The sequence below is a fragment of the Enterocloster clostridioformis genome (assembly GCF_020297485.1).
Classification (GTDB): Bacteria; Bacillota; Clostridia; order Lachnospirales; family Lachnospiraceae; genus Enterocloster; species Enterocloster clostridioformis.
Map to the genome: position 1 here is coordinate 2803543 of NZ_JAIWZC010000001.1, position 25092 is coordinate 2828634.

The 25092-nt window shown below is 48.1% G+C and carries 25 protein-coding genes and 1 tRNA gene; 7 read left to right on the top strand and 19 right to left on the bottom strand.

Translation table 11 applies throughout. From position 1 onward, the window contains the following. Positions 1–175 precede the first annotated feature (175 nt). Complete coding sequence (locus LA360_RS14120; RefSeq protein ID WP_318653991.1) at positions 176–454, bottom strand: helix-turn-helix domain-containing protein; 279 nt, start codon at positions 452–454, stop codon at positions 176–178. Positions 455–484: 30 nt separating this feature from the next. Between LA360_RS14120 and tnpA the strand changes: the two genes are divergently transcribed. The 4 genes from tnpA to LA360_RS14140 all read left to right on the top strand — a co-directional run bounded on the left by tnpA (position 485) and on the right by LA360_RS14140 (position 3579). Further along, entirely contained in the window at positions 485–880 is a 396-nt protein-coding gene (gene tnpA, locus LA360_RS14125; RefSeq protein ID WP_057571583.1) for an IS66 family insertion sequence element accessory protein TnpA, read from the top strand. Between the two features lie 14 nt (positions 881–894). After that, positions 895–1248, top strand: coding sequence for an IS66 family insertion sequence element accessory protein TnpB (gene tnpB / locus LA360_RS14130; protein WP_166433513.1), 354 nt, complete (start codon positions 895–897; stop codon positions 1246–1248). A 64-nt stretch (positions 1249–1312) separates the two neighbouring features. Continuing rightward, positions 1313–2848: an IS66 family transposase gene (tnpC, locus tag LA360_RS14135; RefSeq protein ID WP_112482090.1), complete on the top strand. Its 1536-nt coding sequence runs from the start codon at positions 1313–1315 to the stop codon at positions 2846–2848. 185 nt (positions 2849–3033) lie between these two features. Further along, positions 3034–3579 carry an SLOG family protein gene (locus LA360_RS14140; protein ID WP_225537543.1) on the top strand — a complete coding sequence of 182 codons (546 nt, stop codon included), beginning with the start codon at positions 3034–3036 and terminating at the stop codon, positions 3577–3579. Between the two features lie 78 nt (positions 3580–3657). Here LA360_RS14140 and LA360_RS14145 read toward each other — a convergent pair whose 3' ends face one another. The 8 genes from LA360_RS14145 to LA360_RS14180 form a co-directional block, all read right to left on the bottom strand. Then, positions 3658–5142, bottom strand: coding sequence for a restriction endonuclease subunit S domain-containing protein (locus LA360_RS14145; RefSeq protein ID WP_112482092.1), 1485 nt, complete (start codon positions 5140–5142; stop codon positions 3658–3660). Next, complete coding sequence (locus LA360_RS14150) at positions 5136–7157, bottom strand: type I restriction-modification system subunit M (protein WP_112482094.1); 2022 nt, start codon at positions 7155–7157, stop codon at positions 5136–5138. The genes LA360_RS14145 and LA360_RS14150 overlap by 7 nt, the downstream gene beginning before the upstream one ends. Then, positions 7150–7407, bottom strand: a complete 258-nt coding sequence (locus LA360_RS14155; protein ID WP_112482096.1) for a helix-turn-helix domain-containing protein — start codon at positions 7405–7407, stop codon at positions 7150–7152. The genes LA360_RS14150 and LA360_RS14155 overlap by 8 nt, the downstream gene beginning before the upstream one ends. 160 nt (positions 7408–7567) lie before the next feature. Next, positions 7568–7813: a DUF6061 family protein gene (locus LA360_RS14160; protein WP_112482258.1), complete on the bottom strand. Its 246-nt coding sequence runs from the start codon at positions 7811–7813 to the stop codon at positions 7568–7570. A gap of 10 nt (positions 7814–7823) precedes the next feature. After that, the gene (gene rlmD, locus LA360_RS14165; protein ID WP_112482097.1) at positions 7824–9623 is read right to left on the bottom strand and encodes a 23S rRNA (uracil(1939)-C(5))-methyltransferase RlmD; all 1800 of its coding nucleotides are present in this window, start codon (positions 9621–9623) and stop codon (positions 7824–7826) included. Positions 9624–10069: 446 nt separating this feature from the next. Continuing rightward, positions 10070–11899 carry an aminopeptidase P family protein gene (locus LA360_RS14170; RefSeq protein ID WP_112482099.1) on the bottom strand — a complete coding sequence of 610 codons (1830 nt, stop codon included), beginning with the start codon at positions 11897–11899 and terminating at the stop codon, positions 10070–10072. A 41-nt stretch (positions 11900–11940) separates the two neighbouring features. Continuing rightward, a complete protein-coding gene (lpdA, locus tag LA360_RS14175; protein ID WP_057572014.1) occupies positions 11941–13365 on the bottom strand; it encodes a dihydrolipoyl dehydrogenase in 1425 nt (474 codons plus the stop codon). Between the two features lie 103 nt (positions 13366–13468). Then, a complete protein-coding gene (locus LA360_RS14180; RefSeq protein WP_057572013.1) occupies positions 13469–14269 on the bottom strand; it encodes an HAD hydrolase family protein in 801 nt (266 codons plus the stop codon). 78 nt (positions 14270–14347) lie between these two features. On the opposite strand from LA360_RS14180, the gene LA360_RS14185 reads away from it, so the two are divergent. Then, a tRNA-Pro gene (locus LA360_RS14185) sits at positions 14348–14421 on the top strand. Between the two features lie 409 nt (positions 14422–14830). Here LA360_RS14185 and LA360_RS14190 read toward each other — a convergent pair. From LA360_RS14190 to LA360_RS14225, 9 genes are all read right to left on the bottom strand, one after another. Further along, a complete protein-coding gene (locus tag LA360_RS14190; protein ID WP_166431290.1) occupies positions 14831–14992 on the bottom strand; it encodes a hypothetical protein in 162 nt (53 codons plus the stop codon). A 418-nt stretch (positions 14993–15410) separates the two neighbouring features. Further along, a complete protein-coding gene (locus tag LA360_RS14195) occupies positions 15411–17921 on the bottom strand; it encodes a glycoside hydrolase family 31 protein (RefSeq protein ID WP_112482101.1) in 2511 nt (836 codons plus the stop codon). A gap of 59 nt (positions 17922–17980) precedes the next feature. After that, a complete protein-coding gene (locus tag LA360_RS14200) occupies positions 17981–18427 on the bottom strand; it encodes a DUF5110 domain-containing protein (protein WP_225537544.1) in 447 nt (148 codons plus the stop codon). Further along, complete coding sequence (locus LA360_RS29725; RefSeq protein ID WP_263870232.1) at positions 18417–18788, bottom strand: TIM-barrel domain-containing protein; 372 nt, start codon at positions 18786–18788, stop codon at positions 18417–18419. Before LA360_RS29725 ends, LA360_RS14200 begins: the two co-directional genes overlap by 11 nt. Beyond that, complete coding sequence (locus LA360_RS29730; RefSeq protein ID WP_278335977.1) at positions 18785–19129, bottom strand: TIM-barrel domain-containing protein; 345 nt, start codon at positions 19127–19129, stop codon at positions 18785–18787. The genes LA360_RS29725 and LA360_RS29730 overlap by 4 nt, the downstream gene beginning before the upstream one ends. Next, on the bottom strand, positions 19126–19521 hold the full coding sequence (locus LA360_RS14210) for an alpha-glucosidase domain-containing protein (protein WP_022203538.1): 396 nt from the start codon (positions 19519–19521) through the stop codon (positions 19126–19128). Before LA360_RS14210 ends, LA360_RS29730 begins: the two co-directional genes overlap by 4 nt. A 54-nt stretch (positions 19522–19575) precedes the next feature. Beyond that, positions 19576–20892, bottom strand: a complete 1317-nt coding sequence (locus LA360_RS14215) for a TRAP transporter large permease (RefSeq protein ID WP_057572010.1) — start codon at positions 20890–20892, stop codon at positions 19576–19578. A 2-nt stretch (positions 20893–20894) separates the two neighbouring features. Continuing rightward, on the bottom strand, positions 20895–21371 hold the full coding sequence (locus tag LA360_RS14220; RefSeq protein ID WP_002587526.1) for a TRAP transporter small permease: 477 nt from the start codon (positions 21369–21371) through the stop codon (positions 20895–20897). A 45-nt stretch (positions 21372–21416) separates the two neighbouring features. Continuing rightward, positions 21417–22460, bottom strand: a complete 1044-nt coding sequence (locus LA360_RS14225) for a TRAP transporter substrate-binding protein (protein ID WP_112482103.1) — start codon at positions 22458–22460, stop codon at positions 21417–21419. 367 nt (positions 22461–22827) lie between these two features. Between LA360_RS14225 and LA360_RS14230 the strand changes: the two genes are divergently transcribed. Continuing rightward, positions 22828–23742, top strand: a complete 915-nt coding sequence (locus tag LA360_RS14230) for a helix-turn-helix transcriptional regulator (protein ID WP_057572008.1) — start codon at positions 22828–22830, stop codon at positions 23740–23742. A 511-nt stretch (positions 23743–24253) separates the two neighbouring features. Here LA360_RS14230 and LA360_RS14235 read toward each other — a convergent pair. After that, complete coding sequence (locus LA360_RS14235) at positions 24254–24487, bottom strand: helix-turn-helix domain-containing protein (RefSeq protein WP_112482105.1); 234 nt, start codon at positions 24485–24487, stop codon at positions 24254–24256. Between the two features lie 155 nt (positions 24488–24642). Between LA360_RS14235 and LA360_RS14240 the strand changes: the two genes are divergently transcribed. Next, positions 24643–25041 carry a hypothetical protein gene (locus LA360_RS14240; protein WP_022203533.1) on the top strand — a complete coding sequence of 133 codons (399 nt, stop codon included), beginning with the start codon at positions 24643–24645 and terminating at the stop codon, positions 25039–25041. Positions 25042–25092: the final 51 nt, after the last annotated feature.

Below are 25092 nucleotides of genomic sequence, written 5' to 3' on the forward strand. Positions count from 1 at the left end.
AACACACTAGACTTTCCGAGGGAAAGTCGTGTGCCAAGAGAGGAAGTATCCCCCCTTGGATTCCCCCTACATTTTCGGAGCCTGGGGTACAAATACTGCTAAAACGCAGTCTGAACACCTCGCCCCGAAAATACTAACAGCTCTACGGTTCTGTACACATAGAACCGTAGAGCTGTTACTGCTCGTCTGGAAGATATTCAGCAATATCCTCCAGGCGACAATCAAGTACCGCGCACAGTTTATTTAGCGTCTTTGTCTCCATATTGTCGTTTGCCCGTAGCCGACGGATGGTTTTACTGTCGATACCGCACTTCTCTCGCAGCAGATATGTGGAGACTCCCTTTTCCTTCATGACACCCCACAATTTATCGTAAGCGTCAAATAAGAACGTGTAGTGAAATATTTGGCGTTCTCTTGTAAACTTGGGGTTAGAGTTTTTAGAGTTCCCTCCCAAAACTCTAAATCCAGATAAAGGAGAATACCAATGGACATTTCCGCTTTAACTCCGGATAAACAGGTAAAACTTCAGTACTGGCTGGACGTGATCCGGCAATGCAGAGCCTCCGGTCTAACAAACCAGGCATGGTGCGAACAACATCATATCTCCCTAAAAAGCTATTACTACTGGATCGCAAAGATCCGGAAACTGGCGCTTGAAGAACTGCCCCGAAAGAGTCATGGATGCAGGCCGGTCATGGAGCAGACTGCGTTGATTCCGGATGCGGCTCCGGAATTTACGGAGGTATCCCTTCACGGCAGGCAGGATCCCTGTGCCGCTCCTGCAGCAGTACTCCGTGCCGGTACGGTGACTGTTGACCTCTTTGAAGATACGCCCCGCGAGTTGCTGGAGACCATTCTGAAAGCGGTGAGATCATGTTAGGTGACCTCTCCCGGGTGGAAAAGATCTATCTGCGCACCGGGTACACAGATATGAGAAAACAGCTGGACGGTCTGGTGGATATCATCCAGTACAGCTTTCAGCTTGACCCTTACAGCAATTCCCTGTTCCTTTTCTGCGGGAAACGGGCGGACCGGATCAAGGCAGTCCATTATGAAGGGGACGGCTTCTGCCTGTTCTATAAGCGCTACGAAAACGGCCGCCTCCAATGGCCGCGGACGGGCGAAGAAGCCAGACAGATCTCCCACCAGCAGCTCCGCTGGCTGCTGGAGGGCCTGAACCCGGAGCAGCCAAAAGCGGTCCGCAGCTGGGTTCCCCCGAAGCCTGAAAACCCCGGGAATTCCTTATAAATGCTGGAAAATCCTGCTGTTTTATGGTATAATGAATTTATCAGAACAGGAAGGTTTTCAGCCCATGCAGGATACAGCGCAGGAGTACCAAAAGCAGATCAAAGAACTGGAACAGCAGGTCCGGCTCCTTAGGGAGCAGGTTGATTTCCTTACCCGTAAACTTTATGGAACAAAATCAGAGAAGACGTCTGCCCTTGAAATAGAGGGACAGATGTCTCTTTTTAATGAAATGGAATCCTGTGCTGAGCCGGATGCCCATGAGCCGGATCTGGTGGAGGTCGAAAAATATCTGCGTAAAAGGAAATGTGCCGGCCAGCGGGAAAAACTGATAAAAGACATTCCCCGCAGCAAAGTGCTCCACACGATCGATGAAAGTGAACAGATCTGTGAGAGATGCGGAGGTACCATGGTTAAAGTTGGTGAGGAGTTTGTGCGTACCGAGGTACAGTTCATCCCTGCCAGCCTCAAAGTGGTTGACCATTACCGGGAAACCTATGAATGCAGGGCATGCCGCAAAAACGGGACGCCTTATATGGAGAAATCCCCGGTGCCCCATCCTCCGGTCATGCACTCCCTTGCATCTGCTTCCACGATCGCATGGCTTGTCCATCAGAAGTTTGAACTGGGCATCCCCTTATACCGTCAGGAAAAGGAATGGGAAGCCATGGGGCTGTCTTTAAGCAGGGCAACGATGTCAAACTGGCTCCTGGCCGTCTGCCGGGACTGGCTTTCCCATGTGGTCTCCCATCTCAGACGGGAACTTCTAAAGCAGGGATATCTGCATATCGACGAGACCCATGTGCAGGTGCTGAAGGAACCAGGGAGGAAGAACACTTCGGATTCCTATATGTGGGTGTACTGCAGCACCAGGGACAGCAAACGGCCGGTCCGGTATTTTGAGTACCAGCCGGGGAGGGGTGGGAAATATCCGGAAACATTTTTAAAAGGCTATACCGGATATATCCATACGGATGCTTATTCCGGGTATAATGGGGTGAAAGGGGTTACGAGATGTCTGTGTTACACACATCTGCGCCGCGCTTTTGTGGACGCGCTGCCAAAAGACATCCATGGCCCGGAAGCCTCAAAACCTGCGGAAGCAGTCATTCGTCTGAATAAACTGTTTGAGATAGAAAAGGAACTGGACGGCCTTCCCCCGGAACAAAAGAAAAAAGAACGACTTGACCGCGAGAAGCCGCTTCTCGAGGCTTTCTGGTCGTGGGCAGAGATAAGCTCTGCCGGGGAATTGCCAAAGTCGAAGCTCCATACCGCTTTCCAGTATGCCCTGAACAACCGGCAGGAGTTCTTCAACTATCTTGGGGATGGAAACTGCTCCATCAGCAATTCCCTTGCGGAGAACTGTATCCGCCCCTTTGTGATCGGCCGGAAGAACTGGCTGTTTGCCGGAAGTCCGAAGGGTGCTGCCGCAAGTGCGGGAATCTACACCCTGGTAGAAACAGCCAAAGCCAACGGCCTGGATGCAATGAAATACATCAAGTATATCCTGGCAGATATGCCGGGGAGTAGATTTCTCGAAAATCCGGAATATCTGGATGACTATCTGCCATGGGATCCCATGGTACAGGAACGTTGCCGATAACCACTGCCCTTTTAGTATAGAGGGTTAGTGGTTATTTTTCTATCCACCATCTTATTTGACGCTTACAATTTATCAAAGACGATCACACACTCACCCCCGATTGACACCAACTAGTATGGGGGTTATAATCTCCCTTATTAAGGGGATATAACCCCCATACTAAAATTAAAAATCGGAGGCAGATCATGATGATTGAAAGGTGCTGTGCGTTCACAGGCCACCGCCCGAAGAAATTTCCCTGGGGCTATGATGAAACAGATGCTAGATGTGTTACTCTAAAAAGAATGCTCTCAGAACAAATTGCCACACTGGTGGGCGCTGGGTATACCGACTTTCTTTCTGGCATGGCGGAGGGGTCCGACACTTGGGCAGCGCTGGCCGTTTTTGCCTTGAAAAAAGAAAATCCCGCGCTAAAGCTCCACTGTGTCCTTCCCTACGAGGGACAGGCGGATCAGTGGTCGGCTTCGGCGCGGGAACTTTATTATTCTATTTTGAAGCAGGCGGATTCAATTGTGTATGTAAGCCGGAAGTACAATAAAGAATGTATGTTGAAACGCAATCGCTATCTGGTTGAGCATTCTGCCTATCTGCTGGCCGTCTACAACGGCGAGTGGCGGGGCGGGACGGCTATGACAGTGAGGTATGCCAGGAAGCTGGGGAGGAAGATTACTATTCTCAACCCAGCTACTCCAGAAAGGCTGGAGCGGCAATATACCAGTGATACCGAATAGAAAACTGCTCATCGATTTTGCCTTCATAAGTCCATGGAGCTGTCATATGTCAGTCGAATGGGTCTTACAAGCTGACATCTATTTGGCAAAAATAACCTCCACGTTCATAATGCGAAGGGCTTCTTGCTCCAGCTTGTAGGCCTCATATCTCCTGACGTTCGATTCAAGTGCTAGGGAGTTGATTTGTTGCTGCATCTCTTGATTACGCAACAGTGGGATAGGAATTTGCCGAACATGATCATCATCAATCTCATCAACCACAGAGCCATATGTGAAACGAGTAATTAGTTGATGCCCATAATCGGAAGCAAGAAAAATATTCAGATATCCGGCTATTTGGGAATTGGCGGGGGTTACACGAATGATGTGCTCACTTGCTACCCAATGTTCCCAGTGTTTAGGTACTAAAGCTGTTTTTCCGATAGTTCCACTTCTTGTAATTAATGTCATGTTTTCGTGCAATTCCAACTGCTCATCTATCCGCTCCCCATGATGGGCCAACGATAAATACTTTTTATTGGAAGGATCCAATTCCCCAAGTTGCTTTCCGCCGATAAAGCCTCGGCCATGCCCTTCGTCTACATAAACACGCTTAAACCTGCCTGGGAGAATGACTGATCTACTTATCCGGCTGTCGCCTACGGTTGTTACTTCGGCGGCGTTCTCTTTGAGGTGGGCAATAATCGCATCTACCGCCGGAACATGGTAGGAAGCATCAAGCCGCAGATTCATATTGCTTAGTTTTATATCGAATGTGCTCACAGGGGCGGCTACCTTTTGAAATTCATGTATAGCTGGCAGGTGAAGTTCTGCTATCATCAGGCTTGTAGCCTTATCAATCATTTCATTGGACTCGTCCCGCAAAGCATAGGAGCGTGCAATCAAATTATGGATACGCTGCCGCAACCCCACAGGAGCATCGGGAACCGGGATTTCTGATAAGTGGTCCGGCTCAACATGGGTAATTACTGAACCATAGCCATTGGTTTGTAAAATTAAACTGCCCACCTTTGATTTGAGATAGGTATAAACGTATCCCAAGTCATATTCTTTTTTGAAGGTAACACGAATTACGTCATCAGAAAAAACACAACCGGCCAAGGTTTTTGATACATATGAGATGTTGCCTATTGTACCGCTGCGCGTCAGCAATAAAGTGTTTTCCTTTAAGCGGAGTTCATCCATATTACAATCTGCCAACCGAGATATATGTTTTTCTGGAACAGGATAGAGATCGGTCATCTGTGAAGGAAGATAGAACCCCTCTCCATATGGCTTATCACACCATATCCTCTTGAGCCGGCTCCGCTGCATCCAGCCAGGATAATAGGCAGTTTCAATCAAGCCGCTATCACCATAGAGAATAACAGTTCCATATTTCCCTTTATAAACACTCTCCCGCGCTTGTTTTGCCTCCACATCAAATACGCTAGCCTCCAGCCGCTTCCCACGGGAAATCATATCGGAGAGGGAGACCGAACACCACTTTATAGGGCTTTCCGGAAGATGAACTTCTATTTCAGGCGCGGTATTCATTTTGTGGGCCAAGTTACCTGCTACCATGCAATGCCCTCCCTTCGCTTCCAGTCGTCAAAGATTGCTGGTACGGCAGTGGTCTGATCGTCAGGCACCTTGCTCTTGCGCTCGTGAGAGACAGTGCGATCACCCTCCCCGGTTTCACCGAGAACCATGATGTTATCCGTATCCGGGGCAAGGATTTCATTACCTTCTACATCACGCTTGAAAATGGGATTGCCTCTCTTATCATGTCCTACCCTTTCAACCATTGCCATAAAGATATTATAGTCGGCCATTTGTCCTGTAGCCGCTTCTTTGCCCTTTTGTGCTGCTGTTTTCTTTTGAAGAAATAGAACCGATGTTTGTGTGCCGTTATGAGGCTGAAAAGTATCTACATGGAGATCAACGCTGGCAATAATCCTATGATTCTGAATCAGCCATTCACGAATGTACCCCAATCCCGGTGATCCAAGGATGGAATCCGGCAAAACTATTCCCATGCGCCCACCTGGAACGAGAAACTGTGAGCATCTCTCAATGAATAGAATTTCAGGCGGGACAGATGATTGCAAACGCTCAGTCATCCTCCAAGTGCCGGTTTTCTTGTCGTTTTCCCAAATGTGGGCAAGTTCAAACTGTTCAAGGATATTTTTGTCCTTGATAGGAATTTTACTGCCGAATGGGGGATTTGTTACAATTACATCAAAGAACGCGATACTTTCATGGTTGCGAATTTCTGACTTCTTGATATGTAGTGCCTCCGCAAGCCGTGTCTTGAACTCATCTGTCCATTCGTGCGGAGGCAGGAGGGAATTTGTTTGCAGAATATTTCCGCTACCATCATTGTTCATGACCATGTTCATCTTGGTTGCCTTGACTAAATCAGGATTAATATCAAAACCAAAGAAACTGGTCGAAGCCATCTCGGAAATCCGATCTTGAAATACTTTTACGGTGTCGCCATCCCAATCTTTTTTAGGAATTCCCATGCTGGCAGAAAACTCTGCTTCAAGCTGGGCAATAACATGTGTCATTGCCTGTACAAGAAAACCGCCAGTACCACAGGAGCTATCCAGGACACGCTCGTCAATACGAGGATTTATCATCTCCACAACCATCTTCATAACATTTCTGGGCGTAAAAAACTCGCCCCTGTCGCCGCGGAGATTGGCTCCTACAATTTCTTCATATGCTTTTCCCTTGATGTCAATATTCGTGCTGAGCAGGCTGTACCGCTGCAATTCGCTGACAATATACGCTAAGCTGCGAGGCGTCAGCTTGATCTCATCATTTGCGTCAAAAATCTTACCATGACGCTTCTTTACGCGCTGAAAGATTTGGGAAATGCGTTTCTGTACAGTCAGTTGCCCATCCGGATTTGAACGCTCCTCAGACGTTGTAAAAAATTCCAGAGGCTTTGGTATATTTCGCTCGTCCTCGATCTTGCAAAAAATGACTTTTAGCAACTCAAAAAATGCAGGTTGTTTCTGCATACCATCATTCACATAAATGTGATTATGACAGGTTTTGAACACAAACAGCAGATTATCATCCGAAGCATTGCGCAGATTTTTCCGGCTAGGTCTGTTTACCTCATCTAAATTGCCATCCGCAGAAGGAATATCGTTGTATTCCATAAAGCAAATATTCCCAGCACCATCTGTATATTTACGGAAGACAAACTTTTGAATGCTATTTGTCCACATACCCCATTCGCAGTTCGGGCATACAGACATATAGGACTGCAATTGTGCTATTCCATCCTTGGCGTTTCTGGCATCGACGGTTTCCTTTTTGCACTCAATAATAATCTTAATTGTGCCCTGTGTTTGCTCTGGAGCATCTTTGTCCCAGATTACAATGTCTGCCCGAGGTTTTCTTGAGCCGACTTGAAGAGTGAACTCAATTTTGATCTGCGATGTGAGATATTTGTGTTCGTTCACAAGACGTTTTTCTATTGTCTGACGAACATACTCTTCGGGAGTATCGTTTCTGAACTTGCTGTCAATATAGTCGCAGATTTTACCATCTGGAATGACAATTACCTTTGTGTCAGCCATTACTGCTTCCTCCGTTCTCATGGGAAGGGCGTACATAACGGATTATGTCCGCCAAATCACAGTTAAGAGCATAACAAATACGAGCTAAAACATCGAGGTCTGGTCTCTTGATGTCATTCTTACAATAAGCGTTCAGTTGTGTCCGTTGTAGGTTTGCTTCCTCAGCCAAACGATTTTTGCTGACTTTTTTCTCCTGTAAATACTCAGCCAAAACGATATCAAAATGTCCATAGTCAAAAGGCTCGCTCATACTATAGCCCTCCTCTGTAATATAATTATAGCGCAACCGGCAAATATGTACAGCTGTAATTATTTACAGGTGCATAAAAAAGGAACAGCCATAAATAGAGGTAAAAAACAAAATCCGCCAGCACCGAAACTTTAAGATTATCGGTACTGGCGGATTTTAGTTAGTCCAGAGGCTTATCCTCTGTGACGGTTTTCAAGTAAACTTCCGGGGTCCCATTGAGAATTAAGTCAGCATAGGCAACCGGATCATTGAAAACCAAGTAATCTAATTCAGAACGCTGATACATATTGCTTGAAATCTCGTTTTCGACTGCGGTGCAGTCAATAGAAATAATGCTGCTATCAGCAAATTTAAGCTCTACACAAGCAGTGTCGATATTGAACTCACAAGAAATCAAGTGCTCCAAATTCGTCACCTCAAATCATTCCAAAATGCTTTAGCGCCTCTGTAATGGCGGCTTCCTTCTCCGATGGGCATTTCGGCTGTCTGGAATTCACAGACTTCGGTTTATTATAGTTTTCCCGCTCGATAATGCCATACTTCTGTTTGACCTGGGCGATATAAAGGTGGCTGACTTTCAGGCCAGTATGCTCCAGTACATACGTCTTGATTTCCTCATAGGTAGCTTTGCTCTCCGCCGATGTCAAATCCAACTCGTCCAGATTCAGCTCCACCTCGATATGCTGCTTGGTGTTGAGTTTGGACAAAAGTACTACTGTCTCCACATGCACCGTCCCCGGAAACATATCCACCGGCCAAGCCTCCACCGCCCGATACCCCAGCTTCTTCATATACCTCACATCCCTGGCCAGCGTTTCCGGATTACACGACACATACACCACCTTTCCGGCTCCCAGCTTTCCTACGGCGTCCATAAACTCCTCCGTACTTCCGCTTCTGGGAGGATCCATGATAACCACATCTGCTTTCTCACCCTGTTCAGCCATATTCACCAGAAAACGGCCGGCGTCATTACAATAAAAACGAATATTATCTATTCCATTCATCTTCGCATTATTAACAGCATCCCTGACCGCATCCTGATTCAGTTCCACTCCAATAACCTTCCCGGCAGCCTTACTTGCTATGATTCCAATGGTTCCGATACCGCAGTACGCATCCACCACCAGTTCCCGCCCGGTAAGACCGGACAGTGACAATGCCTTTTCATAAAGAATTTCTGTCTGCACGGAATTCACCTGGTAAAATGACTTTGACGATATACGGAACCGGCATCCGCACAGTTCGTCCACAATATATCCCTTGCCATATAACACATGCTCCTTATCACCCAGAACCATGCTTGTCCCTCTTCCGTTAATATTCTGGACGATGGTGGTAATCTCCGGATGTTTCTCCCGCAAAGCCTTAACAAAGTTATTCTTAGACGGAAACACTGGAGATGCCGTAACCAGCACTACCATAATTTCCCCTGTGGAAAAACCCTTGCGGATTAAGACATGTCTGAGAAGTCCAAAGCCCGTATCCTCATCATAGGTCCGAATTTTAAAAGATTTGAGCATTCCGCGTATAGTACCGATGATTTCATCCGCCTTCTGGTTCTCTATAAGGCACTTCTCCACAGGAACTACATGGTGTGTATTTTCTTCATATATTCCGGAAATGATATTTCCTTTTTTATCTCTGTCAAATACAGCATGAACCTTATTGCGGTAATGAAATGGATCCTTCATACCAATAATAGGCTTAACAGGACAGAGCCCTTTTAGCAGTTCCTCTACCTGCTTCTGTTTGAAATCAAGCTGCTTAGCATACTCCATATCCAGCAGCTGGCAGCCTCCGCACAGATTCAGCACCGGGCAGATACTGTTGCTCCTTCTGGTTCCCCGTCCCCCATATGAACCGCCTCTTTTGGAATCCTCTCTCCGATATCCAGCACTTAATCCCCTTCCATCTTGTTTTTTTGGTGCAGACAATCCATCCGTCCCTTTGCGCTCTCTTGGCAAACTGCCATCCCTGCGTTTTTCTCCACTGCGCTGTTTGGACAAAGCATCCCCATCTTCTGCAAACCGTTTCCCGCTCTTACCCACACCAGTCTTACCTTCTCCGTCCCTCACCTTATGTTTACTATCCTTTGCTCTGTCTTTATCTCCATCTACGGCTTTCCTGCTTTCTTTTCCCGAACCTGTATCCATTCTTTTAGCCGTCTTTCCAGCTATTTTTCCAGCCATCCCTCTCTCCATCCTTTCAGCCATCTTTCTATCTATCTCCTATATTCGTCCATAATTTTCTACGCCTATAACCATTTCCAAGTCACTTCAACTTCATTCAAAAATACCTAACCTCCCTCAAAATCAAAATCCATATGGCCATTCTACCATATATTTCCCCTAATGTATAACCATATAAACTGAATAAATCACATACCTGCTGTCAGCTAACAAGTCAACATAACCTTTTACCCTCCCCATTATAAGGGTCCTATCTCGTAAAAGTGTTCATGCTGCCGGATACTACCCCCATCCCCCACACAAACCCTCAAAAAATCCCACCACCAAACACCTCACCCTTTCCCGCAAAAAAGGCCCGGCATCTCCCGCAGCACTGCTCTGCATTCTGCAATGCCGCGGGATTACCCAGCCATTTTACACCCATTATCTATTTCAGTCTGTCCGGCCCTTTTCTCCGTATCCGGCCATCATCAAACCGCTCTCGTAACCTCCGCCAGCCACACTCTCTCATCCTCATCCAAATATGGACTAATCTTCTCATACACCTGTTCATGGTACCGGTTCAGCAGTTCCACATCCCGGTCGGACATAATCCCCCTGTCAATTACCTCCAAATCAACAGGAACATACGTCAGGTACTCAAACCGCAGGAACTGGCCATATTCATTCTTTTCGTCCTCAACACACAAAACCAGATTCTCCGTTCTGATTCCGTGGCTTCCCTCAATATACACGCCAGGTTCATCCGATGTAATCATACCCGCTTCCATCACCGCATTATCCTGGCGCTCCGGGACCATTTTGAAGCGGATGCCATTGGGGCGCTCATGTACGCTGGACAGATAGCTCACCCCGTGTCCGGTGCCATGTTCATAGTTAAGTCCCCGTCTCCACAGCGGCTCTCTGGCCGCATAATCTAGGCTGAGTCCGCGGCAGCCATGGAGGAACTTAACGTCTCCCAAGCGCAGCATACTCATAAGCACCAAAGTAAAATGTTCCTTTTCCTCATCTGTCACCGGCCCCATGGCAATGGTCCTGGTAATGTCGGTGGTCCCTTCATAATACTGACCTCCGGAATCAATAAGGTACAGTCCCCTGGGCTCCAGAGAGATATTGCTCTCCGGTGTGGCGGAATAATGGCACATGGCTCCATGTGCACCATATGCGGATATGGTTGCAAAGCTCAGGCCTATACACCCCTCCTGGTCCATGCGCAGCTTCTCCAGATAATCCGACACACTGATTTCATCCATGGGAATGCGCCCCATATTCTTCTTCAGCCAGTAGATAAACTTGGTCATGGCCACGCCGTCCTTGATATGGGCCCGCTTTTCATTTTCTATCTCCACATCATTTTTAACCGCCTTCATGGAAGCAGTGGGATTCATTCTGTCGATTACCTTATTGGCTCCGTTAATCAAGCGGTAAACGGCATAGTTGACCCTGCATTTCTCCAGCAGGACCTTTTCGCCCTTAAGCTCCTCCACCATGTCATATACTCCGTCATAAGGCATCACCGTGACACCCATCCGTTCCAGATACTCCCTCACGCTTATGTCCTCCGCATCCTCCAGATACGGATAAGCTTTTCCCACCAGCACACTGCTGTTGACAAACAGGTACAGTTGGTCCATGGTCAACAGCGCGTACGACAGCACCACCGGATTGTACAGGATGTCGTTGCCTCTGATATTTAACAGCCATGCTATATCATCCAGGGAGGTAAGCACATGGACCGATGCATGGGCCTTTTTCATAGCCGCCCTCACATCCGCGATCTTTTCCAATGCGCTCTTTCCCGCATATCTCTCATCCAGAACCCATGCAGGCTCCGCCGACAGCTCAGGCCGTTCTTCCCAAATCATGCCTGCCAGGTCTTCCCCGTAGGAAATACGCGCGCCCCGCTCCTTTAACAGTTCCTCCAGGGCAAGCCCTTCGGCCGCATTTACTACCCTGCCGTCAAATCCCAGGCAGCCGCCCTCAGGCATTTTGTCGTCCAGGTACGCTCCCAGGGAGGGAACGCCCTCCTGTCCCATTTTCATCATGGTCATCGTGGAATCCTTTAGCTGGGCAACTGCCTGCACATAGTAGCGTCCGTCTACCCAAAGGCATGCTTCGTCCATTGTAACCAGGGCCGTACCTGCCGATCCGGTAAATCCGGTCATATATTCCCTGCATTTGAAATGCTCTCCCACATATTCGGATTCATGGAAATCAGCCGTGGGTATCATATACGCATCCATTCCCCGCTCTTTCATCAATTTCCGCAATGCGTTCAGCCTGCTCTGAATCACAATCATACTATTATCCTTCCTTCCATTTCTTTCTGTCTCCCCCGCACCTATTTCTTCCTCATGGCATCCTCTATAGCCGCCCCAATGCCTTCATTGTAAGTAGGCTGCGCCCGCATGGCAAAGGACATTTCCTCTGCGCTCAGTCCGTTGGCTATGGCCGTGGCTATTTCTCCAATCATATCCGTGGCCCTGGGACACATCATCTGCGCCCCCACAATGGTGTTGGAATACGCTTCAAATACCAGACGGATAAATCCATTTTCCCCGCCGGTTATGATGGATTTTCCATTTTCTCTCATGGAGAAATGCCCGCAGCGCACCTTCAGCCCTTTTTCCCTGGCAATTTCCTCCGTGATGCCGACGGTGGCAATCTCCGGATCCGTATAGATACAGTTTGGCACGATTGGAAGGGACACATACATGCCATTGGGCACTACCTCCAGCTTAATGCTGTGGGGTCTTCCGGCTATCCTCTCCACCACATATGTGCCCTGGGCCGCTGCCACGTGGGCCAGCTGTGTTCTGGCGGACACGTCACCAATGGCGTAGATTCCCCGCACGCTTGTCTCAAAATTGCTGTTTACGGCAATCTTCCCGCCTTCCATCTCAAGAGAAATGTCCCTGCCCAAAAGCTTTTCCACATTTGGCCGGCGCCCGATGGCCATGAGTATCTGGCCTGCTCTCATTTTAACGGGCTCTCCCTCCCCGTTGGGAGTGATGACGCAGCTGAGTCCGCCCTCTTCCTCCAGTATCTCAGTAACCGTGGCATCACAGTACACGTCAATGCCCTTTTGGCGCAGCTCCTTTTCCAGCTCCGCAGACATTACATCATCCATGGGCGCCATCAGATGCTTCTGCTTCTCCACAATGGTCACATGGGAACACAGGTTGTTGAACATGGTGGCAAACTCCACCGCGATAACGCCTCCGCCCATGATTGTCAGCCTGTCAAAATTCCAGCTCTCCGCTGCCAGCAGCCTGTCGCTGTTCCATACGCCTGCCAGGTCCGCGCCGGGAATCCGGCTCATGTAGGACACCGCGCCTGTGGCTATGATGACTGCGTTTCCGCGGAAGAATTCCCGGCCGCCTTCCTTTAGCTCCACCTCCACGGTCCTGTCCCTGCGAAGCACCGCTGTTCCGTAAACAATTTCCACATTCAGCTTTTCAAAGCCATATTGAATGCCATCCCGGTATTTAACCACTGCTTTTTTCTTATACTTCTGCATTTTCCCAAAATCAAAGGAAATGAAATCAGTAGACACGCCAAATTCATCGCAGCTCTGCATCATATGAAACATATCGGAGGCATGCAGCAGCGCCTTGGTGGGAATGCATCCCCGGTTTACGCATGTACCTCCAATCTTCTTTGCCTCTATCACCACAACCTTGAGGCCAAATTCCGCTGCTTTAAGCGCTGCCGTATAGCCCCCTGGCCCGGCTCCTATAATCACTACGTCAAATTCTCTTGCCATACCCGTTCTCCCTTATGTTCTTAATAAATTATTCTTTTAAATTATCTTGATTACATTATGTTTTAAATAATTTCTTCCAAGCATTTCTTCAAAGAAGGCGAACCTAAATCAAACTCAAATGCCTGCAGGCCTTCCATATCCCGTCCCGGTCAATATCATCTGTAACATAATCCGCCACGGTCTTCAGCTCCTCCACGGAATTTCCCATGGCAACACCGATGCCTGCCTCACGTACAATCTCATAGTCATTCATGCTGTCTCCAAAGGCGACTGTCCGCTCCAGGCCTATGTCATAGTACTGGCACAGCCGTTTCAGTCCCTCTGCCTTGGAGGCCTCCCGTTCCACCACATCCGCCCCCATGTTCCCCGAGAACATGGGAAATTTGAATTCAGGAAAATGGTCCTCCAGCTCTCTGGCGCCTTCCGGACCGCCTATGTACACCAATGTCCTCACCGGTATATCCATCAGTTCCCATCCATCCATGAAATTGCGTTCCGAAACACCCCAGCGAAGCCGGTCCATGCGGACTACGCCCTCCGGGTGTATATAATAATCCTTTCCCTCCTGGCTGACGCCCAGGGAAATTCCGTGGGTATCCCCATATTCCAGCAATGCCCTCAGCCGGCCCTTGTCCATCAGATGTTCAAAGAGGACATTGCCCTCAGCCACGACCCGCGTTCCGTTCATGTGTATCACTGCGTCCGGCATAATCATATCCCGGTATACCACACTCATATCATGGTCCATGTTCCTGCCGCTTCCTATGACAATGACCGAGTCTTTCCGCAGCAGCTCCAGGGCTTTCATAGCGCTGTCCGGAATTTTCCATGTCTTATGGTCCAGCAGTGTCATATCTAAATCAAAGCTGACAATCCGCTTTTTCTTACTTGGTTTCTGTGTCATTTTTAAATTCTCCGAATAAATTAAAATTAGGTCTTTTCAAAATGAAAATTATCTGATATAATAAGTGAGGTTCGAGAACGGAGTATGGCGTAGCTTGGTAGCGCGCTCGGCTGGGGGCCGAGAGGTCGCAGGTTCAAATCCTGTTACTCCGATTTTTTCTTTTAATTCATAGGTTCCTGATGCTTATCGGTGTCAGGAACCTTTGTTTTTTTGATTACCTTTCTGCAATATATTGATTACCTGTTACCCAGATTGGGCATTTCAGCATTAATACGCGATATGATTTCAGTCTTTTCCTCAATCCCGCTAATATCGTATGTATAATACCGTTCATTCACATCTTCCGTATGTCCGAGAAGTGCTGCTGTAGCCGATACCCCCTTACACCGCTTTTTAGAGTTTACCGTCCTGCGGAATGCGTAAATCCCCTTTTCACTGTTTCCTACTTGTCTACATTTGTTCTTTGAACAGGAGGATATCATTGGCGCATGCACTCTCCCGTTCTCATTTAAAAAAACTCTGACTCATATCCCCATTGAACCTCCAATGTCCTTTACTCGTTTAAGCAAATTCCTGATTTCGTTTGTCATCGGAGAAATACGCGCTTTGCCAGGTACTCTTTTCTTTGTTCATTTTTACTTTCTCTTGTACGTATGACAGGTCAATAATACCATTTTCCAGGGCGTAATGCAATATGCCCAAATTGTTTTCTGCTTTCATCATCACTTATCAGGAACCGTGTATACACTCACCGGCCGTGGGGTGGGGGGCTACTCTTGTATCTTTAATTTTATGTCTGTTAAATATATAGGGTCCGACATTTTTGGGGCTCTCGGACACTTTTTTTCTTCAAATTCTGCGGTATAGCGGCACACAAATAACTCCCATCAGAAAGAACATCGGATAATACCTCCGCATCATCTGGCTCCATCTTATCAGACGAACTAACGTTGCGGACATATAAACACGAACAGCACCATGGAAGGCCTTTGGAATATGTGTCAGATAGGTCACTGATGGTGATAAGGCACATCATTTGCCTGGCATATTTTTCGGATCAATTCTCTTGTCCTTAGTGCTACCTGACCCATCAGGACTGGCTTCCCATATAAATATTCATAATGTTACCTTTCACTTTTCTTTATTCCTCAACCATTCCAATCAGGTCGAATTTCTCCGTTGAAACAATGACATCATACGATTTTTTCTCCGGTATCTCATACTTCACCCAGATGGTTCTGTCGGAAAGATTGTAATACCATCCGGTTCCGGCTTCCTCCCAGCCGTCCCTTACAAGATAACGCGGGATGCGCTCGCCGTCAACCGTTACCCAGAATGCACCTTTTTGCTTGCTGACAAGCCGGATTGTAACTCGCTCCAATGGGCATTCGTAGGTTCCCCTGGTATCAAAGTGAATTATCGTCTGATTACCGGCAGTTACATTAACTGCGGTTTTCGCGTAAACACCCTTCTTATAGTCCTCCGTGTGTCCGTCATCGTCATAGAATACAAAGCTGGTGTCCGTATCCGCGCTGATCAGGAAATCCGCATGACGCATCCTGTCCGACATAATATGCTTAACATCCTCGCTGGTCACATAAACCGCACTTCCCCTGAGGAACATGGGAATGCTGCCCAGATTTACCGGAAGCTCGATAGTCTGACCGCCCGAATACTCCTTCAGGTTGTCATTCATGTCGAACCATCTGCATCCTGACGGCAGATAGATAGTTCTTGTCCTTGCCTCCGGCTCCACCACATTGGCAACCAGCACGCTCTTTCCGAACATAAAGATGAAATTATTATCGCTGTAACACTTCTTATCTTCCGGGAACTCTAAAAACAGCGGGCGCATAGCCGGCATGCCGTTCTGGTTTGCCTCATACATCAGGCTGTACAGATACGGAAGCATCCGGTATCGCTGGGCGTAAGCCGCCTTCACATATTCCCGATTCTCCTCATACATCCAGGGCTGTGTCACCGTGTTGTCGTTATTTGCCGAATTTAAGCAGAAGCGCGGCTGGAAAATACCGTTTTGAATCCAACGAAGCAAAAGCTCCGCCTCCGGCACAGATCCCGCGAACCCGCCAATGTCACAGCCCATGTTGGCACAGCCGGAAAGTCCCATGCCCACGATCGTGGCGATGTTGAACTTCACTGTACGCCAGTCTGTCAGGTTATCTCCTCCCCATACCTGCGCGTATCTCTGGATGCCTGCATATCCCGCACGGTTGATTATGTAGGGCCGCTCTCCCGGATAAACGTGGGCAATCGCCTGCTTTCCAAGAAATGCCATCAAATTGGAATGCAGAATCTTGAGCTCCGCCATTGTCCCTCCGGCGCCTTCAAAATCACAGTATGCGTCCCGATCCTCCACGCCGTCCATCTCACAATTGTCATTCCATACGGTCTTTGTTCCCATTCTCAGAATCCGGTCTTCCAAAAGCATCTTCCAGGTTTCACGGGCCTTCGGGTTCGTGAAGTCTAAAAACCTGCCTTCTCCGCCCCACCATCTTCCATAATAATCCCCGTCACCGCCCGGGTTTTTAATAAACACGCCGTTCTCCTCAAACAGGTTCATATAAGGATGATTTTTCAGAATACCCGGTTTCAGATTGGGAATCACATTGATTCCTCTGGCATTCATACGCTCAAAGAAATCCTCAGGATTTGGAAATCTCCTGTAATTCCAGTTAAAGATATAGCGGAGGTTGTCCTCCTCGCCGCTGGAATAGCCGGATGCCAGCCAAAAGTTATCGATCAGGATGCCCTCCTTCTCATGCTTATCGATTACCCGATAGATTTCCTGATCACAGTTGTCCTCCAGTTCTGCGTAATACATAGTCGAGGCACAATACCCCAGAGACTGTTTGGTGGGCAGCGCGCAGCGCCCCGTCAGCATCGTATAGCGGTCTAAAACCGCCGAAAGCTCAGGACCCTTGAGCAGGAACAGGTCAATATCTCCCCCATCCGTCTGATAATAGCAATACCGATCCCAATAGCCGGAAACCTCCTGCCCCATATCAAATACGCTGTCGTAGGAATTATGATAAAACAAGCCGATGGCATAGGCTGTTTTCTCGTTGATCCGGATATAAAACGGTATATGCTTGTACATGGGATCCCCAAACTCCGGATCGTGGCCAATCGCGTCCTTGGGTGACATCCTGAGTCTTCTCCCTTTCTTGTCCAGACAGCCCGTCTTTTCGCCAAAGCCGTAAAAGTGGTCGTTAACCGGATCCATTTTGGAATAGTGGGCCAACCGTCCCAGATGATCCTCCTCAAACGCCCTCTCCTTCAGATCCTGATAAACGACAGCCCCGTCCAGGGTCTTTAACGTCAGGAAAAAGGGGGTTTTGCTGATTTCCAGGACGCAGGTGCCTGTTGTAAATACAAGCTTTCCGTTCTTCTCCTCGCAGGGAATATCCAGGGGCTCGATGCGTGTGCGCTCGTCCTTTAAAAGTTCGTCCATCCGATCCTCCCAGGCGGTAGTCACCAGCGTATAGGATTCTTCCTTAAAATCCCGCCGGAAGCTCACCCGTACCCGAATCACGTCATCCGTCATAAAAATCAGCAATACATCTGCCGCATCCCCGTGCAGAATATAGCCGGAACCAGTCTTTTCTATTGATTTCAGTTCACGTAAAAGCATCGCGTTCCTCCATAATCATAAAACTGCAGCCGCCCGAACTCAGACGGCTGCGTCGATAGTTACATCCCAATCAAATCAAAATCTTCAAAGGATACAACCAACTGAGCATCCTTCTTCGGATTTGCATATTTTACCAGAACGGCCTTCTTCGTCTGGCTGTAATACCAGCCGCTGTCCGCCGCTTCAAACTTCCTGCGGTTTAAGTAGTGCTCCAGCCGTTGCCCGCCAAGAGCTGCCCAGAATGGGCTCCTGTCCTTGCGGATGATTTCTACTGTAACGCTCTTTACTGTATCCCGGTAGTCACCCTCAGCGGTAAAATCAACCTTCACCACATCGGTCCCGCTGACGCTGACAGTGGTTTTGCGGAAAATTCCTTTTTCAAAATCGTTGGTTCTTCCGTCATCATCGTACAGCACAAATTGAGAGCCTTCCCTTGCCGAGGCAATAATCAGACGGAGTTCCTCCACACAGTCGCGTTCCATGTTCATCAGTTGATTATCCGCCATAGCTGCCTTCATTCGGCTGCCCGGAGAGACCCATTCCGGTGATGGCCGGAATGTTGTACTTTAAGCTCTTCCAACTGGTATAGTTGTCGCCGCACCAGGTCTGCGCATAACGCTGGATGCCGCTGCTTCCGCTTCGGCATACGGAATAGGGCCGCATATCCGCGTCATGCTCCTTCACCGCATCGTTGCTCAGCTTGCACATCAGCGTGCTCATGATTGGCTTCAGTTGGGCAATGGTACCGCCTTTGCCGTCAAAGTCCGCAATAACATCCTTATCCAGCAGGCTGTCATACTCACAGTTGTCATTCCAGATTGAGTTGGTTCCCACAGCAACCAGGCTTCCGGTCACATATTTTTTCATGCCTCACGAGCCGCAGGCTTTGTAAAATCCCAGAACGCCCCGGGACCGCCCCACCAGCTTCCCACCGCGTACTGCTCCGGATTCTTGCTGTCCTTCACAAACACATCCTGGCTTTTGAACTCCTCAAACCACGGGTGGCACAGGAGAATCCCAGGCTTGATATCGGGAACATTCTCCGCCCCCTTGTCCTGCATTGCATGGAAATATGCAGATGGATCCTTAAAGCGGGTCGTATTCCATGTGAACACGCAGCGCTTGTTTCCAACGCTGGTATATCCGGAGGAAAGATGGAAGCCGTCAATCGGAAAGCCTTCCTCCTCCATAAAGGAATAATGGGTCACGCGGCGGTTGGAGTCCAGCGAACGGGATTTCCGTGCAGATCACTGTAAAGCAGGGTTCCTTCCGTGTCATACAGCTCAAATCCAATGGGATCCTTCATAAGTACAAGGCGGATTTTTCCGGTATCGAAGGTAATCTCATTATCTGTTTCTTCCACCCCGGGGATTACCGGCTCCACACGAGTTCTCTCCCCCTCAAACAGCGGGTCCAGGCGGTCCTCCCATGCCGTTATCATCAAAACATAGGATTCCTCCGTAAATTCCTTGTCAAATGAGGTACGGACCCTCACAATCTCATCGGTAACGAATATAATCTTGATATCGGCGCAGTTTGTATGTACCAGCCATGCGCTGTCTGTCCTTTCAATTCCTGAAAATTGTGTGCAAATATCCATACTCTGTCTCCATTCTTAGGGTTATCGATGGGTTTTTTCCGCTTTTTACCATTATTACCACCACATGCTTGGCACAAGACCGCACAGATACGGCACAAGCAGCGGGATAGCAGGGATAAAGCTTACCAGGAACAGGGAGATTACCATTGCCGTAAAAATCGGAGCAATATATTTAGTAACCCCCTCAATCTTTACGCGGCCGACACCGCAGCCCACGAACAGGCAGGAACCTACCGGTGGTGTTACGGAGCCGATACCAAGGTTCATAATCAGCATAAGTCCGAAATGCACCGGACTCATTCCAACGCTGGTGGCGATTGTAAGGAAGATTGGAGTGAAGATCAGCACGGCCGGAGTCAAATCCAGAAACATACCCATCACCAGCAGGAACACATTCATGATTAAAATAATCATATACCGATTATTGGAAACACTCATCAGCCCCTCGCTGATAGCCGCCGGAATACCAGAATAGGACATCACGTAGGACATGATTGAGGATGCCGCAATCAGAAACAGAATTGTCGCGGAACTCTTCATCGTGTCTGCAAGCAGGTCATAAAAGGTTTTTATACTCATCTCACGGTAGATGATTGCCAGCAGCGTGCAGTACAGGCACATGACCACGCCTGCCTCCGTTGCCGTGAAAATACCGGTCAAAATGCCGCCCATTACGATAATAACAGCCAACAGGGACGGAACTGCCTCCAGCACGATCTTCCATGCCGGATCCTCCTCCTTCACAGCGGATGCCTTGTAGCCCTTCCTCACCGCCAAAAAGATTGCCAGCCCCGCGACTGCAATGCCAAGCAGAGCTCCGGTCAGATAGCCGCCCATGAACAAGGCTGCCACGGAAACGCCGCCTGCGGTGATGGAATACAGAATTAACGGACCAGACGGCGGTATCAGGATTCCTGTCGGCGCCGAACAGATGTTTACAGCCGCGGAATAATTGGGATCATATCCCTCGTCCAGCTCCAGCGGGCTCATGATGGAACCCATCGCGGAGGTTGCCGCTACGGAAGAACCGGATACGGCGCCGAAAAACATATTCGCCAGTACATTTGTAGCTGCCAGATATCCGGGTACCCATCCTACCAGCAGTCTTGCAAGACGGACCAGCCGCTTTGCAATCCCTCCCTTGTTCATAACGTTGCCGCCCAATGAAAAGAACGGCAGAGCCAGAAGGGAGAAGGAATCGCAGCCGGAGAAGCATCTCTGTGCCGCTGTCAACGCGAAGATATTCCCGTCCATACCGCTCATGATTGCAGTAATAATGGAAGCGATACCAATTCCCGCCGAAATCGGAACGCCTGCAAACAGCATAACAAAAAATGAACCAAACAGCATTAACGCAGCCTGAACAACCATGCTTATTTCCCTCCTTTGCTGTCAGTAAAAAGCTGTATATACTTGATTACACGGGCAATCACAATGAAAATGCCTGAGATCGGAAGGCATGCGTACAGCAGCCTAAACGGGATACGCATCACGGAGGACTTGTTGGTTGCATTGCCTGCAAGCTGCATTCCGCCGTAAATAAAAACATAGCACACAAAGAACAGAATCGCCGCCTCAATGAAAATCATAAGGACAGAGCGCACCGATCCTTTCACACGATCCTTTACCAAATCCAGCGCCAGATGCTCATCCTTGTAAAAGCAGTAGGCAGAACCAAGCATGGATGCCCAGATCAGCACGTAGCGGAGAAATTCATCCGTAAATGTAGACGGATTTTTCAAAATCCAGCGGGTAAAAATCTGCCATGTACCGCCTGCCAGAAGAGCAAACATGGCAGCGGCCATGATAAAGCGCATTACGGTATCCAGAAAATCATTAAACTTTTTCAAAATCTCATCTCCTTCATGAAGTAAGCAACAGCATCCGGCCGGTTCCTACCTGCCGGCAGCCTGAATCTTCTCAACGATTGCATATACCTCCGCGTTGCTGGTCTTTAAGCCGTCATAAATAGACTGGCATGCCTCCTGGAATGCCGCGGTGTCCACATCCTCTACAAAGGTAATGCCGTTTCCTTCCGCCCCAGTCTTAACCTCGTTCTCAAAATCCGCCCAGCGGGTCTTGTACTCGTCTGTTGCGGCCGCCGCAGTCTCCTTCATGATGTTCTTCTGGCTGTCGCTCATCTGATTCCAAACCTTGGTGGAGATTACAATGACGTCAGGAATACGGGTATGCTCATCATAGCAGTAGTATTTTGTAACATCGCTGTGATCGCGGAGAGCGGTGATGTTATTCTCAGCGCCGTCGATTACTCCCTGCTGCAGGCCAGTATAAATCTCAGAGTAGCTCATGACCGTTGCGGAGCCGCCCAGCGCGTTCATCATGTCGATGGCTATCTGGCTGTCCATGGTGCGGATTTTCAATCCCTTTAAATCAGCCGGTACTCGAATGGGTGTGTTGGCGGTATAGAAGGAACGGGAACCGGAATCCAGCCAGGTCAGTCCAATAAAGCCGTCGCCCTCGGTAATGTTGTAGAGTTCCCCGGCTATCTCGCCATCCATAACCTTATAGTAATGATCCTTATCGTTGAATACATACGGAACAGACAGAGCGTTCCATGCCTCGTTGAAATTACCAAGGGTTGACGCGGAAACCTTTGCCATATCCAGCGCACCTGCCTGAATGGAAGAAACATTGTCCGCTTCAGATCCCAATTGACCATTGGGAAGGATCTGAATGTTGATTGTTCCGTTGGACTTCTCCTTCACTGCCTCAGCCCATGCAGTCATCTGGATGTGCACCGCATGATCCTCAGCCAGTCCATGGCTCAGCTTCAGATTAAAGGTCTGCTCAGAAGCCGATGCCCCGCCGTTTCCTCCTGCCGCCTGCGAAGCAGCAGTGCCTGATCCGCCTCCACATGCCGTCAGCATCATTGCTCCTGCTACGGCCAATGCCATCATTGCGCAATTACGTAATCTCATAACTTACTTCCTCCTTTAAAATGGTTTCATTTATCAATCAGCCAACGCCTGCTTTGCGGCTGTCAACTGTTGCTTTTTATGCAGCTATGGAATATCATCCGCGCTTTAAATTGCATGCTATTGTTTTTCATTGCCGGTCTCCGTTTCAAAAATTAAGGCATTTTTGCACAAATATACGATTAAAATATTATGAATTTCATCAATAATTGATATATTTTTTGTTTATATAAGCAAATTTTATCAGTTTTATATCATAAAAGTCCCATTCTTTTGTGATTAAAAACTTGCAAAATGTGATATTAAAGAATATACTTTTGGAAAAAGAAGAAGATGGTTTTTTGATTTAAGCAAAGAAGGGGGAAACTACATGATTGTTCAGAAGATTACACACTGCACTGATTCCATTCTGACACAGGAGATGGCCCGCATCGGTCTTGAGGACTATGGAGTGGTTGTAACCTGGTACACAAACCAGAACAACAAGCAGTCTGTGGTCCACTCACACCCGTACCACGAAATCGTTCTGCCGATCTCCGGAAGCAACGTGCTCTACGCCTTTCAGGGGAGCCTTTACACCCTCCATCCTGGAGAGATGGTCTTTTTTCCCGCGGAAATTTATCACTCCGGACGTTATACGGTTACAGACATCGTATCTAACCGACTGGTTGTCCAGATTGGCGCGGAAATCTGGGATTATGCCATTCACGCATCCGGATTAATCAATCCGGATTGGCAGAAGAATATCGTTATTTTGAGCGCGGACGCTGTATCCGCCTTGGACCTGCGGGGGCATTTGGAGCGCATGGCCCAGATTCCCTGGATCAAAAAAGCTTATCAGAAAACGGTGTTAAACTGTGAGCTGATGGAACTCCAGCTTTTTATCAACCAACTCGTGGAGGAGCAGCATACCAAATCCCCCAGCTTAACCAGCGCGCTGATTTCCCGGGCTGTTGAATACATCCAGAAGCATTACACCGAGTCCACCCTTACGGTGGCGTCTCTCGCTGAAAATATCTTCATCAGCCGGGAGCATCTCTCCAGAGCTTTCAAGGAATACACTATGGAGAGCATTCACGGATATATCAACAACCTGCGAATGCAGCACTTCCGCCGTGATATTGCCGCCGGACACAGCGTACTGGATGCCTGTACAAACAGCGGCTTTGCCAGCTATAACAGTTTCCTGAAGTCCTTTAGAAATCTATACGGAATGACTCCCACCCAGTATCGCACGCAGCTTAATTCCATTGAAAAAAGGAGCCTTAATACTTATAATTCATAGGTTAGAACCAATTCCTTCAGTCCCTTCGGCGGCAGTCTGTAGCTATAACATCCATTATGGACAACTCCTGTCATTGTACAAAAAGACTCCCATGACATTACATCATGAGAGTCCTTAGTACCACTATAAATTTTTCTAACAGATACATTACTTTTGCAAAAAATCTTTTGCTTCACAATACTTCTGCCGCACAATCCCCTGCCATATTCCCTCTGGCATAAACAGAAAGACCATCGTATCTTATCCTAATCATCCTGTCCTACATTTCAGTTATACACAGTAACAAATCAGTTATTTTCAGACTATTCTCATGAAATATCCAGTGTTTTCGGTGGATAATGTGGATAACTTTGTGGATATCTTGTTAATTCCCTGTTGATGTCATGTGGATGTCCTTTGACCTCTGCGTACTTTATCACAGCTTAACCCATTCCATAATTTACCATCCCATAATACCGAAACCCTTAGAGGGACGTATACCACGCGTTCAGTGTACGGTCCTCCTCACTCATTATTCCAGCAGTTCTTCATAGGACGTTCCCAGCGCTGTTTTGATGGCTTTCAGCTGAGAGACCTTTACATGCTGCGTCCCTTTCTCAATCTTCACCAATGCCTCCCTCGTAATGTCTACCCCCATCATCTGCAGGATACGGACCAGATCCGTCTGGCTGATTTTAGACTTCAGCCTGATTCTACGTATGTTGGTGCCAATATTGGTTCCTTTATCATCTTTTATCACATCCATTACCATTCCCCTGTACGCATGATTCCATAAACCCTCATTTCATGTCCCCATTTTTGAACCCATTCCAGTCCATTTCACTCTTCATATTATGGAGATTTTATGATATAATGGGACCAAAACCAGTCCACTATTAAAAAATTCAATGAGGTGACCCTATGGAACAATATGACTTTACAGACACCGGCAACGCCAAAGATATCTACGGATTACTGGATTGCATGTCGGATAAGGAACTGGAGATGGCCAGGGAGGCGGTCAGAAACATCCGTGAAACCGCACAGCTGGCCCAATACGAGCGGTACAATGTATGGTTTGACCATACACTTCTCCCCATCTTCAAAGAATATGCCCAGATGACCTCTTCCCTGCTGCAGATTGAGCGGGACAACGGGACCATCGACGTCCTCTTTCGCAACAGCGGCGGTCTGGACATTACGGAGAACTGTAAGGGTATGTACATGGCACTCATGATGGCCGTACATATATTCCTGGATTCAGACGCCGGTGATTCGGTTCTGGCCCTGACCTATGACTGCTGCAGGATTGTATCATGAAATGCTTCCCGCTCATCCTGTGCCCGGGAAGCATCCGCTCCATATCCGCCC